This window comes from Enterobacter asburiae (assembly GCF_024599655.1).
Lineage (GTDB): Bacteria > Pseudomonadota > Gammaproteobacteria > Enterobacterales > Enterobacteriaceae > Enterobacter > Enterobacter asburiae_D.
In genome coordinates, this window is the sequence record NZ_CP102247.1 from 2,297,107 (window position 1) to 2,310,420 (window position 13,314).

A 13,314-nucleotide genomic window follows, 5' to 3' on the forward strand; every position below is an offset into this window, starting at 1 on the left:
CCTTTTTAATGCTTTCCGGATGCTTAACGCGAGGTTTCTTCTACCAGCGGCGCGTCGTGTTTTTCATCATCGTGATGAACCGGCGCGGTGCTGTGGATCTCGTGAACGCGCTTACGCACGCCGAACCAGCCAGCAATCAGCAGTACCGCCAGCAGCGGAATGGTCGCGATGGTGTAGGTACCGTTCGGGTAGTCGAACGCCATCAGCACTAGCACGCTGAACAGGAACAGCAGGGTGAGCCAGGAGGTCACCGGTGCGCCCGGCATTTTGAAGCTCACATCAGCCGCTTTGCCTTCTTTGATCGCTTTGCGCAGACGCATCTGGCAGACCACAATAAAGGCCCAGGAGGCGATAATCCCCAGTGCAGCCACGTTCAGAACGATCTCAAAGACGCGGGACGGCACCAGATAGTTCAGGAACACGCCAAAGACGTAAACCACCAGCGTTGCCAGAATCCCCGCATAGGGAACCTGCTGCTTGCTCATCTTCGACATGAACTTCGGAGCGGAACCGCCCATCGACATTGAGCGCAGGATACGACCGGTAGAGTAAAGGCCGGAGTTCAGGCTGGAGAGCGCTGCCGTCAGAACCACGATGTTCATGATGCTGCCAACGTAAGGTACGCCCAGCTTAGAGAAGAAGGTCACAAATGGACTCTGACCCGCCTGATAGGCAGTCCATGGCAGCAGCAGAACCAGCAGCACCACGGAACCGACGTAGAACAGACCGATACGCCAGATCACGCTGTTGATGGCTTTTGGCACCATCGTCTGCGGATCTTTACATTCACCTGCTGCGGTGCCCACCAGTTCGATGGAGGCGAAGGCGAACACCACGCCCTGAACCAGCACCAGCGCAGGCAGCAGACCGTGCGGGAAGAAACCGCCGTTATCGGTTATCAGGTGGAAGCCGGTGGCATTGCCGTCCAGCGGCTTGCCGCTGCCGAGGAAGACGGTACCCACGACCAGGAAAATCACAATGGCCAGCACTTTAACCAGCGCAAACCAGAACTCCATCTCCGCGAACCACTTCACGCCGATCATGTTCATGGTGCCGACAATCGCCAGCGCGCCGAGCGCAAAGACCCACTGCGGCACATCGCCAAACGCGCCCCAGTAGTGCATGTACAGCGCAACGGCGGTGATGTCGACGATACCGGTCATCGCCCAGTTGACGAAGTACATCCAGCCCGCAACGTAGGCCGCTTTTTCACCGAGGAATTCACGGGCGTAAGAGACGAAGCTTCCGCTGGAAGGGCGATGCAGTACCAGTTCGCCCAGCGCGCGTAGAATGAAGAAAGAGAAGATCCCGCACACCAGATAGACCAGGGCGAGAGCCGGGCCAGCCATTTGCAGACGCGCACCCGCACCTAAAAACAGACCCGTTCCGATAGCGCCGCCGATGGCGATCATTTGAACCTGACGGTTGCCCATCGCTTTGTGGTAGCCCTCTTCGTGGGAGTTCAACCAGCGACGTTTAGCAGCATGATGATCGGCTGCGCTTTTATTGCTTGTTTTCATTGAGTTACCTGTTTGCCTGTCTGAACCATTATCGTGATAGTCCTGCCTGGCAGAGCGCAATACAAACGATTGCTTCTGCGCAAACACATGTCGCCTTCCCAGTCATTCTGCGTATGGATAAGGCGAAACATGGCGAGGCATCCTACCTGCAATTCATAAGCGACGCAAAATATAACCGTGCCGAAAGTGATGCACGTCGAAGGAAATCGTGTGGTCAGAGCAGACGGCGATCACAACACGCTGAATCGTGGTGAGTTTTTAGACAAAACAGTTGGCGGGTTGATTATTTAATCATCAGATTTTCTTAATTATTACCAGGTGGTCAAGATTTTGATTGCTGCAGAGCATCTAGCAGTAACCTGAAAGCGGTAGTGTGCTGGCGACGGCTCGGATAATAAAGGTGATACCCCTCGAAAGTAGGGCACCACGATTCAAGGACCCTGACCAGCCGTCCGTCACTCAGCGCCTCCAGAACCGACGCCTCCGGTACGTAGGCGAGTCCGAGTCCATTCTCAGCGGCGTCGATGCGCTGCGACAGGTTGCTCAGCGTAAGCTGCCCCTCAACCCGCACGCGAAGCTCGCGCCCGTCGCGTTCAAATTCCCAGTGATACAAGCCCCCGCGCGTGGGCAGGCGCATATTGATACAGCGGTGGTCAGCGAGCTGCTCCGGCGTCTGCGGAACGCCAAAGCGTGCCAGATAATTCGCGGAACCGACCACGGCCATGCACATATCCGGCGCGATCCGTACCGCAATCATATCTTTTGCCACCTGTTCACCCAGGCGAACTCCCGCGTCGAAACGGCCATCCACGATATCCGTCAAGCCGTTATCTACCGTCACTTCGACGTTAATCTCAGGATACTGCACCATAAACGCCTTCAGTACCGGCCAGAGCACGACGTCCATCGCATGCTCGCCAGCGACGATGCGAATAGAACCTGCGGGTTTGTTGCCCGCGCTACGAAGCGCCGTGAGCTCCTGCTCAATCTCCAGCAAATGCGGGCTTAGGCGCGCAAAGAGCTGCTCACCTGCCTGGGTGGGAACAACGCTGCGGGTTGTGCGGGTTAAAAGACGAACGTCGAGCCGCGCTTCAAGCTTGCGCATGGCATGACTCAGCGCCGATTGCGAGACGCCCAGTTGCGCCGCTGCGCGTGTAAAGCTGCGCTCGCGGGCGACTACCATAAAAGAGAGCAGGTCGTTGAAATTATCTTTTAGCATCGTGATTGCCTCTATTTATGAATTTCAATCATATTTCCTATCTGATTATGCACGCTAATGCTCCGGAGTGCTTTGCGCTACTGTTAACGCAACAGTAAACGAGGAGCAAAAGATGAAAATTATCCGCAGCGGGTCATTACCTTCAGCAAAGGGACCGGAAGCCTGGTTCACCGGCACCGTCCGCATTGACGCGCCATTTCAGGCGAGCGAACCTGCCAGCGTCGGCGGGGCAACCGTGACCTTTGAGCCGGGCGCGCGCACCGCGTGGCATACGCATCCCCTTGGGCAAACGCTGATTGTGACGCAGGGGCGCGGCTGGTTACAGGAGTGGGGCAAAGCGGCGGAAGTATTGAATCAGGGGGATATTGCCTGGATCCCACCCGGCGTAAAGCACTGGCACGGCGCAAGTGCGCAAACGGCGATGACGCATATTGCCATCGCCGAATCCGTTAACGGCAGCCCGGTAGCCTGGCTGGAAAAAGTCACCGACGAGCAGTACCCGAACGGCTAACCGCCAAAAACGGCAATCGCCTGCTGCAGGCGCGTCGTGCGCTGCGTCAGGTGATTCGCGGCGTGAGCGACGTTATCCACCATCCCCGTATTGTTGTGGGTCATTGCACCGATACGGGAGATGGATGCGTTGATGAGCGTCAGCGCCTGGGTTTGCTCCTGCGTGGCGTGGCCGATCTCCTTAATCAGGGAGGAGACCCGTAGCACGTTGTCGATCATAACCGTCAGCTGCGTTTCGGTCTGTTCCACTTTTTCCACGCCAGCGTTGACGCTGGCAACGTTTTTCTCAATCAGCGCTTTGATCTCTTTCGCCGCCGTCGCGGAGTGCTGCGCAAGATTGCGCACCTCAGCCGCCACCACGGCAAAGCCGCGCCCGGCTTCACCTGCGCGCGCCGCTTCCACGGCAGCATTCAGCGCAAGAATATTGGTCTGGAAGGCGATACGATCGATAACGCTGATAATATCGACGATCTGGCTGTTATCCTGCGACACGGATTGCATCATACCGATGGTCTCTTTCATCATCGCTTCGCCGCAGTGGGCGCTGTCGCGGGTGCGATCCGCCATCTCCGTGGCTTCTTTCGCGGTTTCTGCCGTCTGCTTCACCGCGCTGGCGATCTCTTCCACCGCCGACGCGGTTTGCTGCAGAAAGTCTGCGGTCTCCTCTGAACGCGTCTGCAGCGCCGCGCCTTCTTTCGCGACCTGCTGGCTGATGGTGCCAATCCCGCTGATTTGCGCCCCGACATCGTCAACCAGCGAATTCAGGTTCAAACCAGATTGATTGACCAGACGCATCATCAGCCCGATATCGTCGATCCTGTCAAAATGGTAATAGTCCGTTTTACGTCCTGAAACCACGCGCTGCATCTGCTGCACAATGGATTTTACCGGGCGGGCGATCTGCGCATGAAGATAATAGGCCAGGGCAATAAACAGCAGCGCCAGACTTCCCGACTGCACAAGTTTATCAGGGAATAAATACATCGCCAGGAAGGAGAGTAACGCCGTCGTCGCAATACCCAGATGGATGCGTTTACTGGTGCTGAGACATTTAAAAAGCGACATAAAGGAAAATAAACCGCGCCGAACCAGTAAGCCTTTATAAAAGCGATAATGTCTTAATTCGTTATTACGCACTTTTGCGTATAGTTTTTCACTGGCCGCGATCTCTTCCCGCGCGGGTATATTTCGCACGGAAATATAGCCCGTCAGGGATCCACCCTGCCAGACCGGCGTCACGTTAGCCCGCACCCAGTAATGATCGCCATTATGGCGACGGTTCTTCACCAGCCCCGTCCAGGTCTCACCTTGCTGCAGGGTATACCACATGTCGCCAAAGGCTTCGGCAGGCATATCGGGATGGCGGATGAGATTATGCGGCTCACCCAGAAGATGTTCTTCTTTATATCCGCTGGCTTCAATAAAAGCGGAATTAGCATAGGTAATATGACTTTTTGTATCGGTGGTCGACATTAACGTCGAACCATCGTTAAGCAAATACTCGTTTTGTGTAACGGGAGTGTTACGCCTCATGAGTAACTCCATGATGATGTGCAAGAATAAAAAAACTCCGGAAAATGCTCCAGAAAGATGAATGTGATTATTTTTTTATAACTGTCCGTTGCTTATTCTCTCTGAAATTCTGACTGCCTGAAATACCCGTTGTTCATTATTTTTAATCTGTTAACGCTAGCGAATGTAATAAAAATGAAAATATTTTCAGAGGTGTTTTTGGTGGGCGCTGCAAATAAACGACATAAGCCAAATTAAAAGGGGGAGATCGCCACTCCGATAAAATTGCCCGGCTGAAATAGCGTTTCGTTAACAGGATGAAAACGCTATCATTTGGTCAATTTTCGTTAACACAGTGAGGCTGAGGTGAAAATTAACGTCATCGGAACCAGCGGGAGCGGAAAAAGCACGCTGGCGAAGCAGATTGCGACCGAACTGGCTATTCCCTATATCGAGATGGACGGACTCTACTGGCGGCCCGACTGGCAGGGAACGCCGGACGATGTGTTTCAGGAAAAGCTGGAGCAGGCGCTACAGGCGTCGCCAGACTGGGTGCTTGACGGCAACTATAACCGCACGCGGCCCGTGAAATGGCGTAATGTCGACGTAGTGGTGTGGGTCGATTATGGCTTTACCCGCACCCTCTGGCAGGCCGTCAACAGGGCAATCAAACGGGCCTGGCATAAACACGAGCTTTGGCCCGAAACCGGGAACAAAGAGAGTTTCCGGCGCGCGTTCTTTAGTAAAGAGTCGATTCTCATCTGGACGATGAAAACCTGGCGTAACAACCGCACGCGTTATGAAGCCGATCTGCAAAACCCGCAATACGGGCATATTCGTTTTGTCCGTATTACCCGCCGCGGGCAGGCGGAAACGCTGATTGCCGCCTTAAAGTCTTACTCTTAGCATGGTTTTATATATCTGATTTCCGGCAAACTAAATGTAAATTAATTGTTTCTCAGTGGTGAAATGCGCCTTTAATAATGTCGACATGTTAAGTCAAACGAGAACGCAACATGTCATGGCGAATCAGCATTCTGGATAAAAGCCCCATCGCTGAAAACGAAACGGCTGCCGATGCACTGGCGCGTACGCTGGCGCTGGCGCAGCAGGCAGAAAATCTGGGTTATCACCGCTTCTGGATTGCCGAACACCACAACACTCCCCATCTTGCCAGCCCCTCACCGGAGCTGCTGATTGCCTGGATCCTCGGGCAGACAACGCGCATCCGCGTAGGATCCGGCGGCGTGATGCTCCAGCACTACAGCCCTTATAAAGTCGCCGAGAATTTCAACGTGCTGGCCGCGCTGGCGCCCGGTCGCGTGGATCTCGGCGTCGGGAAAGCCCCCGGCGGTTTACCGCTCTCAACGCGTGCGCTGCAGCAGGGCCTGAATCAAGAGGAAAAGGGCAGCTTCGCCGAACAACTGGCCCAGCTCGATCGCTGGATCCGTCCTGAACATCCGTCAACGGAGGATGCCGTCCGCGCCACGCCTCTGCCGCCGTCGCCTGCAGAACGTTTTCTGCTGGGCGCGAGTACCGATAGCGCGCTGCTGGCCGCCAGGCTCGGCTGGCACTTTGTTTTTGCCGCGCATCTGAACGGTGACCCGGAACTGCTGCGCGAGGTGGTATCGACCTGGCGTAAGAACAGCTCGCGGGACGTGATTGTGGCGGTACAGGCGATTGTCGCGCCGACGCAGGCCGAGGCAGAAACCCTGGCGCAAAAGGTCGAAGTGTGGGGCGTTGAGCTGGCAAACGGCCAGCGTGTCACCGTGGCCAGCGAAGAGCAGGCCTACGCCTTTGCGCGTCAGGCGGGCAGCGAGCCGGTGCGCATTGCACGCCGGGCGCAGTCGCTGCTGGCGGGTACGGCTGAGTCGGTCCTGGAACAGCTCAACGCGCTGCACCAGCAGTGGGGCATTGACGAATTTATCATCGACACGCCGGTAGCGGAGGGAGCAACACGCGTCGCGTCGCTGCGCCTGCTCGCCGAGGCGCGTCTTAACAAGGAGGTCACCGTATGAGCTTTGGCGAACAGCTGATTGCCTGGCGTCGCGAGCTGCACCAGAACCCGGAGCTTTCCGGCCAGGAAGTCGAGACCACGACGCGCCTGCGCCAGTGGCTGACGAATGCCGGGATTACCCCGCAGCCTTACGACCTGTCGACCGGACTGGTGGCGGAAATCGGCTCGGGCAACAAACTGATTGCGCTGCGGGCGGATATCGACGCTCTGCCGATTGAAGAGCGCAGCGGCGTGCCGTTTAGCTCCCAGCGTGCAGGCGTAATGCATGCCTGCGGGCACGATATCCACACCAGCGTGATCCTCGGCGCCGCGTTGAAGCTGAAAGAGCGGGAAGCGTCGCTTAACGGCCGGGTGCGGATCCTGTTTCAGCCTGCCGAAGAGAACTTTGGCGGTGCGAAGAGCATGGTGCGGGCCGGTGCCCTGCGCGACGTCAGCGCCATCTTCGGCATGCATAACGAGCCCGGCCTGCCGGTCGGTGAGTTCGCTACCCGCGGCGGGCCGTTTTATGCCAACGTCGATCGCTTCGTGATCCGCATTACCGGTAAGGGCGCGCACGCCGCACGTCCGCACGAAGGCAACGACGCGATTGTGCTGGCGAGCCAGCTGGTGACGGCGCTGCAAAGCGTCGCCAGCCGCAACGTCAATACGCTGGATTCGGTGGTGCTGAGCGTGACGCGCATTGCAGGCGGTAACACCTGGAACGTGCTGCCGGAAAGCGTCGAGCTGGAAGGCACGCTGCGCACCCATCGCACGGAAGTGCAGCAGAACGTGAAAGCCCGCGTGGGCGAAATCGCCGCCGGGTTTGCCAGCGCCTTTAGCGCGCAGATTGATATCACCTGGTATGCCGGGCCCACCGCGCTGGTGAATGACGAACGCTGGGCCGATTTCGCCACCTCGGTCGCCCGGGACGCCGGATACGAAACCCGACACGCCGAGCTGCATATGGGCGGGGAAGATTTCGCGGTCTATCTGCAGCAGATCCCGGGGGCGTTTGTCAGCATCGGCAGCAATAGCCCGTATGGTTTACATCATCCGGCCTTCAATCCGGATGAAGCCTTAATTGAGCCCGCTGCCCGCTATTTTGCAGAGCTTGCGGAAAAAGCCCTGCAACACGTTTAATTCTTAAGAGGTGAATATGTCTGCACATCGTCAACTGCGGCTGGGGACCATTTTGCATGGTGCATCCGGAAATATGTCCGCCTGGCGTCACCCTGAGGCCGTCGCCGATGCCAGTATCAATTTTGATTTCGTCAAAGCGACGGCGATAAAGGCGGAAGAGGGCAAACTCGATTTTTTATTCGTTGCCGACGGTCTTTATATCAACGAGAAATCGATCCCGCATTTTTTAAACCGCTTTGAACCGCTGACGGTGTTATCCGCTCTCGCCAGCATCACCTCGCGCCTGGGGCTGGTGGGAACCTTATCCACCTCCTACAGCGAGCCTTTCACCACGGCGCGCCAGTTCGCCAGCCTCGACCACCTCAGCAACGGACGCGCGGGCTGGAACGTGGTGACTTCGCCGCTGGAAGGGTCAGCAAAGAACTTTTCCCGTGAAAAACACCCCGAGCATGCGCTGCGCTATCGCATTGCGGATGAGTATCTCGACGTGGTGAAAGGGCTGTGGGATTCCTGGGAGGGCGACGCCTTTGTGCGTAATAAGGAGAGCGGTCAATTCTTTGATTCGGTCAAACTGCATACCCTCGACCACCACGGTGATTTTTTCCAGGTCGCCGGTCCGCTGAATATTGGTCGTACGCCACAAGGACGACCGATTGTCTTTCAGGCGGGCGCGTCGGACGACGGGAAAAAGCTGGCGGCGAAACATGCCGACGCCATTTTTACCCATCACGAAACGCTCGATGAGGCAAAAGCCTTTTACCGCGACGTGAAGCAGCAGTTGGAAACGAACGGACGCCGCGCGTCAGATTTACATATTTTCCAGGGCGTCAGCGTGATTGTGGGTAAAGACGCCGACGACGTGGAAAAGCAGTATCAAACCACGGCGGCGCTGGTGTCGATTAACGATGCCCTCAACTACCTCGGACGCTATTTTGAACATCACGATTTCAGCCGGTATCCGCTCGACGAGCCGTTCCCGGATATCGGCGACTTAGGCAAAAACAGCTTCCGCAGCACCACCGATGAAATCAAGCGCAATGCCCGCGAGCGCAGCTTAACCCTGCGTCAGGTTGCGCTGGAAGCCGCCTCGCCGCGCCCGCGCTTTTCCGGTACGCCGGAAGAGGTGGCAGACGGTCTGCAGGCCTGGTTTGAAGGTTATGCCGCAGACGGCTTCATCATCCAGGGCGGTACGCCGGACACCTTCCCGCGCTTTGTTGACCAGGTGGTGCCCGTTTTACAGGCCCGCGGTCTGTTCCGCACCGACTACCCGGGCACCACGCTGCGCGAAAGCCTCGGTTTAGACGAACCCAAAAACCAGTTCACACAACAATAAAAGAGAACACCGCTATGCAGAAAACATCGCTTATTCTGGCGCTCGCGCTGGCCTTTACTCCTGCCGTCTGGGCAGAGAATGTGAATATTAACGGCACCGGCGTGAGCATCGAGGCCAATAAAACGCCTGTTAATACCGCTAAAAACAACGATGCGGTGGCACAGCTGCCGAAAGACTATCGCTTTGCCGTCCCGGGGAAATTTACCGTGGCGGTGGCGGGCCTCAATCAACCGCCGCTGACGGTGTTTTCCGATGACAACAAAACGCTGCTGGGAAGTGAGGTGGACGTCGCCCGTCTGGTCGCTGACAGCCTGGGGCTGGAGCTGAACGTGGTGCCAACCTCCTGGGAAGACTGGCCGCTGGGCGTGGCATCCGGGAAATATGATGCCGCCATCAGCAACATCACCGTCACCAAAGAGCGTAAAGAGAAGTTTGACTTTGCCACCTACCGTAAAGATTCCCTCGGGTTCTACGTGAAATCAAGCAGCCCGATCAAGTCGCTTGAGAAGGCTGAGGACATCGCCGGGCTGCGGATTATCGTCGGCTCCGGCACCAACCAGGAGGCCATCCTGCTCGCATGGAACGCCGAAAACCTGAAGAAGGGGCTGAAGCCCTTTACCCCGATCTATACCAAAGACGATGCGGCACAAACGCTGGCGCTGCAGTCCGGACGCGCGGATGCGTACTTTGGTCCGAACGTGATCGGCGCGTGGAAAGCGGCGCTGAACGGGAAAACCAAACTAGTGGGTAGCGTCGACGGCGGCTGGCCGAAGGCGGCGCACATTGCCGTGACGCTGAAAAAAGGCAGCGGGCTGGTTGAGCCGGTGCAAACTGCGCTGAACGGCGTCATCAAAAACGGCGATTACGACAAAGTGCTGAACCGCTGGGGGGAAGGGGTTGAGCGCATTCCTCAGTCAGAAGTGAACCCGGCTGGCCTGGGTGATTAAGGAGGCGTGATGAGCGAACGATTTCGTGATGTTTCCCCGGAAGATGCCGAGCTTCAGCCCATTATCGAGGGGCTGTTCGGTGAATATGCGGCCCGCTACGGGGACTACTTCTCTAAAGACGCGGAAGTGGAGCTCACCGAGTGGTATCTGGCGCCGCAGGGGCTGTTTATCGTCCTGGAGCGAGACGGGAAGATTATTGCCACCGGCGCGTACAAACCGTTCGACGAACGCACCGCGGAAATCAAACGCATCTGGACGGACAAAACCCTGCGTCAGCAGGGGCTTGCCGGGCGCGTGGTGCAGGAGCTTGAGCGCAGGGCGGTGCTGGCAGGCTATAGCCAAATCTACCTGACAACCGGTTTTCGCCAGCCGGAAGCGGTCAGGCTCTATCTCAGCCAGGGCTATCAGCCGCAGTTCGATCTGAACCGGGATCCGGAAGAGTACAGCCAGCCGCCGTTTGACGGTCGGCTGCGCTTCACTAAAACGCTGGTACGCGAAGCGTTCAGTAAAACCGCATGAGGAACGACGATGAGCAACGTTGAAACCATTAAGGTGGTCCCGGCGCGTTATCCGCTGCGGACCGTCGGCGCCGCGGTGGCGCTGTTTGTCCTGGCGGTCGTGATTCAGTCCGTGGCCTTTAACCCGCGCTGGGAGTGGGCGGTGTTCGCCCGCTGGTTCTTTGACCCGGTGATCCTCGAAGGTGTAGGGCAGACCCTGCTGCTGACGTTGATCGGCACCGCGCTGAGCGTGGTGTTGGGCGGCATGCTGGCGCTGGCGAGACTGTCCTCGTCGTGGCTTCTGAGCAGCCTGGCGTGGGCCTACATCTGGCTGTTTCGATCGCTGCCGCTGATTGTGGTGCTGATCGTTCTGTACAACTTTTCCTATCTCTACGACACGCTCTCTCTCGGCGTGCCGTTCACCGGCATCACCTGGGGCAGCTTTGAAACCATCAACGTGCTGGGGCAGTTTTCTACCGCCGTAGTGGGGCTGACGCTGGTGCAGAGCGCCTATACCGCTGAGATCATTCGCGGCGGATTCCTCGGGGTCGATCACGGGCAGTACGAGGCCGCCGCCGCGCTCGGCCTGCCGGCCTGGCGCCGCACGGTGCGGATCATTTTGCCTCAGGCGCTGCGCACCATTCTGCCGTCGGGGTTCAATGAAATCATCAGCCTCGCCAAGGGCACGGCGATGGTGTACGTCCTGGCGATGCCGGAGCTGTTCTATACCATCCAGATGATCTACAACCGCACGCAGGAGGTGATCCCGCTGCTGATGGTCGGTGCCGCCTGGTACCTGGCGATCACCACCGTCCTGTCCGCTATCCAGTATGGCGTCGAGCGCGCGCTTGCCCGCAGCGAACGCCGCTCCGCCGTTAACCAGAACCGTGCCGCCCGTCGTACTCGTTCTGTTACTACCACGTCAGCACAGGAGCCCGTCCATGCAAGCCTCTCCTGAAGGACATATTTCGATTACCGGCGTCAGCAAGTTTTTTGGCCGCCATAAGGCGCTCGACAACGTTTCGCTTGAGATCCCGCCCGGGTCCGTGACGGTCATCCTCGGGCCGTCCGGCTCGGGTAAATCGACGCTGCTGCGCACCATTAATCACCTGGAGCGCGTCGACGAAGGCTTTATCCAGATCGACGGGGATTACATTGGCTATCGTCGTCAGGGCGATAAGCTCTATGAGCTAAAGGAGAAGGAGATCCTCAAACAGCGCGTCAACGTGGGCTATGTGTTCCAGAACTTCAATTTGTTTCCGCATCTCACGGTGCTGGAAAACCTGATAGAGGCGCCCATCGCGCATAAAAAGCTCAGCAAAAAAGAGGCGGTGGAAAGGGCGTATAGCCTGCTGGACGTGGTTGGGCTGCGGGATAAAGCCGATGCCTGGTCACGCCATCTTTCCGGCGGTCAGCAGCAGCGTATTGCCATTGCCCGCGCGCTGGCGCTGCGTCCCCGCGTGATGCTGTTTGATGAGCCCACCTCGGCGCTGGATCCGGAGCTGGTAGGGGAAGTGCTGGACGTGATCAAAAAGCTGGCCCGGTCTGGCACCACGCTGGTGGTGGTGACCCACGAGATCGGCTTTGCCCGGGAAGTGGCGGATCAGGTGGTGTTTATGGTCGACGGAAAAATCGTCGAGCAGGGAAGCAGTGACGAGGTATTAAACCGTCCGTCACATGCGCGAACGCGCCAGTTCCTCTCCAAAGTCTTGTAAGGAGTGCCAATGAAATATGGACTTCTGGCGGGGCTGGTCTTCACGACGGCGAGCCACGCCAGCATCGATCTGAAAGCCAACGAACAGCCGCTGCCGGTGACGGTGGATCGGCAGGCCGTGGCGAAAATCCCCGCCAATTACAAATTCGTGGAGCCGGGTACGCTAACGGTCGCCGTTTCGGCGCTGAATTCTCCGCCGCTGGCGCTGCTGGCCAGCGATAACCGTACGCGCATTGGCAGCGATCCGGATATCGCCCGCCTGCTGGCGGGCAGTCTGGGGCTAAAGCTGAAGCTGGTGCCGACGGCGTGGGAAGACTGGCCGCTGGGGATCGCCTCCGGGCGCTACGACGTGGCGCTGGTGAACATTGCGGTGACCGAACAGCGTAAAGAGAAGTTTGATTTTGCGACCTACCGCGTCGATTCGCTGGCGTTTTCGGTGAAATCCACCAGCGAGATCCAGTCAATCAAAAGCGCGGAAGATCTGGCAGGGAAAAAGGTGATTGTCGGCTCGGGTACCAATCAGGAGCGTATTCTGCTGGGCTGGAACGAAGAGAACAAAAAGGCGGGGCGGACGCCTGCGCTGCCGGTCTATCTCCACGACGATGCCTCGGGCAATCTCTATATTCAGTCCGGCAGGGCGGACGTGTTCTTTGGCCCTCAGTCGGTTTCAGCCTACAAAGCGGCGCTCACCGGCAAAACCCGCGTTGTCGGTTTAGGGCCGAAAAAAGCCTATGTCGCGACCACCACCAAAAAAGGCAATGAGCTGGTGTACGCGCTGCAGGCCGCGCTGGACGGCGCGATTAAGCGCGGAGATTACCAGAAGGTACTGGCGCGCTGGGGCGAGCAGGGCGAAGCGGTGACGCAATCGGAGGTCAACCCGCCTGGGATAACCTACTAATGGTGCTCTACACTTAGGATTTTCACTC

Annotated in this window: 13 protein-coding genes; 10 read left to right on the plus strand and 3 right to left on the minus strand. The window is 57.6% G+C overall.

Annotation, left to right across the window (positions count from 1 at the left end):
* Nucleotides 1–23 precede the first annotated feature (23 nt).
* On the minus strand, nt 24–1,520 hold the full coding sequence (gene ansP / locus NQ230_RS10840) for an L-asparagine permease (RefSeq protein ID WP_047651051.1): 1,497 nt from the start codon (nt 1,518–1,520) through the stop codon (nt 24–26).
* 322 nt (nt 1,521–1,842) lie between these two features.
* Nucleotides 1,843–2,739, minus strand: a complete 897-nt coding sequence (locus tag NQ230_RS10845; protein WP_257261151.1) for a LysR family transcriptional regulator — start codon at nt 2,737–2,739, stop codon at nt 1,843–1,845.
* A 112-nt stretch (nt 2,740–2,851) separates the two neighbouring features.
* Here NQ230_RS10845 and NQ230_RS10850 point away from each other — a divergent pair, with 112 nt between their 5' ends.
* Nucleotides 2,852–3,250, plus strand: coding sequence for a (R)-mandelonitrile lyase (locus NQ230_RS10850; protein WP_032656857.1), 399 nt, complete (start codon nt 2,852–2,854; stop codon nt 3,248–3,250).
* On the opposite strand, the gene NQ230_RS10855 is transcribed toward NQ230_RS10850, so the two are convergent.
* The gene (locus NQ230_RS10855; RefSeq protein WP_257261154.1) at nt 3,247–4,782 is read right to left on the minus strand and encodes a methyl-accepting chemotaxis protein; all 1,536 of its coding nucleotides are present in this window, start codon (nt 4,780–4,782) and stop codon (nt 3,247–3,249) included. The genes NQ230_RS10850 and NQ230_RS10855 overlap by 4 nt on opposite strands.
* Nucleotides 4,783–5,127: 345 nt before the next feature.
* Between NQ230_RS10855 and NQ230_RS10860 the strand changes: the two genes are divergently transcribed.
* The 9 genes from NQ230_RS10860 to NQ230_RS10895 all read left to right on the plus strand — a co-directional run bounded on the left by NQ230_RS10860 (nt 5,128) and on the right by NQ230_RS10895 (nt 13,286).
* On the plus strand, nt 5,128–5,667 hold the full coding sequence (locus NQ230_RS10860; protein ID WP_257261155.1) for an AAA family ATPase: 540 nt from the start codon (nt 5,128–5,130) through the stop codon (nt 5,665–5,667).
* Nucleotides 5,668–5,777: 110 nt separating this feature from the next.
* Complete coding sequence (locus tag NQ230_RS10865) at nt 5,778–6,779, plus strand: LLM class flavin-dependent oxidoreductase (protein ID WP_257261157.1); 1,002 nt, start codon at nt 5,778–5,780, stop codon at nt 6,777–6,779.
* Nucleotides 6,776–7,897: a M20 peptidase aminoacylase family protein gene (locus NQ230_RS10870; RefSeq protein ID WP_032656863.1), complete on the plus strand. Its 1,122-nt coding sequence runs from the start codon at nt 6,776–6,778 to the stop codon at nt 7,895–7,897. Before NQ230_RS10865 ends, NQ230_RS10870 begins: the two co-directional genes overlap by 4 nt.
* A gap of 16 nt (nt 7,898–7,913) precedes the next feature.
* Nucleotides 7,914–9,230, plus strand: a complete 1,317-nt coding sequence (locus NQ230_RS23060; RefSeq protein ID WP_503467209.1) for an LLM class flavin-dependent oxidoreductase — start codon at nt 7,914–7,916, stop codon at nt 9,228–9,230.
* A 14-nt stretch (nt 9,231–9,244) separates the two neighbouring features.
* Nucleotides 9,245–10,177 carry an ABC transporter substrate-binding protein gene (locus NQ230_RS23065; protein WP_503467210.1) on the plus strand — a complete coding sequence of 311 codons (933 nt, stop codon included), beginning with the start codon at nt 9,245–9,247 and terminating at the stop codon, nt 10,175–10,177.
* Nucleotides 10,178–10,186: 9 nt separating this feature from the next.
* Nucleotides 10,187–10,696 (plus strand): GNAT family N-acetyltransferase, encoded by a 510-nt coding sequence (locus NQ230_RS10880; RefSeq protein WP_008501765.1) that lies wholly within the window; start codon nt 10,187–10,189, stop codon nt 10,694–10,696.
* Nucleotides 10,697–10,705: 9 nt separating this feature from the next.
* Nucleotides 10,706–11,632: an amino acid ABC transporter permease gene (locus NQ230_RS10885; RefSeq protein ID WP_213327634.1), complete on the plus strand. Its 927-nt coding sequence runs from the start codon at nt 10,706–10,708 to the stop codon at nt 11,630–11,632.
* Nucleotides 11,616–12,389 carry an amino acid ABC transporter ATP-binding protein gene (locus tag NQ230_RS10890; protein ID WP_023335851.1) on the plus strand — a complete coding sequence of 258 codons (774 nt, stop codon included), beginning with the start codon at nt 11,616–11,618 and terminating at the stop codon, nt 12,387–12,389. Before NQ230_RS10885 ends, NQ230_RS10890 begins: the two co-directional genes overlap by 17 nt.
* A 9-nt stretch (nt 12,390–12,398) precedes the next feature.
* Nucleotides 12,399–13,286: an ABC transporter substrate-binding protein gene (locus NQ230_RS10895; RefSeq protein ID WP_257261161.1), complete on the plus strand. Its 888-nt coding sequence runs from the start codon at nt 12,399–12,401 to the stop codon at nt 13,284–13,286.
* Nucleotides 13,287–13,314: the final 28 nt, after the last annotated feature.

Bases quoted from the DNA above. Each gene is read 5' to 3' on its own strand.
- NQ230_RS23060 (WP_503467209.1), top strand. From the start codon at position 7,914: ATGTCTGCACATCGTCAACTGCGGCTGGGGACCATTTTGCATGGTGCA.
- NQ230_RS10885 (WP_213327634.1), top strand. From the start codon at position 10,706: ATGAGCAACGTTGAAACCATTAAGGTGGTCCCGGCGCGTTATCCGCTG.
- NQ230_RS23065 (WP_503467210.1), top strand. From the start codon at position 9,245: ATGCAGAAAACATCGCTTATTCTGGCGCTCGCGCTGGCCTTTACTCCT.
- NQ230_RS10895 (WP_257261161.1), top strand. From the start codon at position 12,399: ATGAAATATGGACTTCTGGCGGGGCTGGTCTTCACGACGGCGAGCCAC.
- ansP (WP_047651051.1), bottom strand. From the start codon at position 1,520: ATGAAAACAAGCAATAAAAGCGCAGCCGATCATCATGCTGCTAAACGT.
- NQ230_RS10855 (WP_257261154.1), bottom strand. From the start codon at position 4,782: ATGAGGCGTAACACTCCCGTTACACAAAACGAGTATTTGCTTAACGAT.
- NQ230_RS10870 (WP_032656863.1), top strand. From the start codon at position 6,776: ATGAGCTTTGGCGAACAGCTGATTGCCTGGCGTCGCGAGCTGCACCAG.
- NQ230_RS10880 (WP_008501765.1), top strand. From the start codon at position 10,187: ATGAGCGAACGATTTCGTGATGTTTCCCCGGAAGATGCCGAGCTTCAG.
- NQ230_RS10850 (WP_032656857.1), top strand. From the start codon at position 2,852: ATGAAAATTATCCGCAGCGGGTCATTACCTTCAGCAAAGGGACCGGAA.
- NQ230_RS10890 (WP_023335851.1), top strand. From the start codon at position 11,616: ATGCAAGCCTCTCCTGAAGGACATATTTCGATTACCGGCGTCAGCAAG.
- NQ230_RS10865 (WP_257261157.1), top strand. From the start codon at position 5,778: ATGTCATGGCGAATCAGCATTCTGGATAAAAGCCCCATCGCTGAAAAC.
- NQ230_RS10845 (WP_257261151.1), bottom strand. From the start codon at position 2,739: ATGCTAAAAGATAATTTCAACGACCTGCTCTCTTTTATGGTAGTCGCC.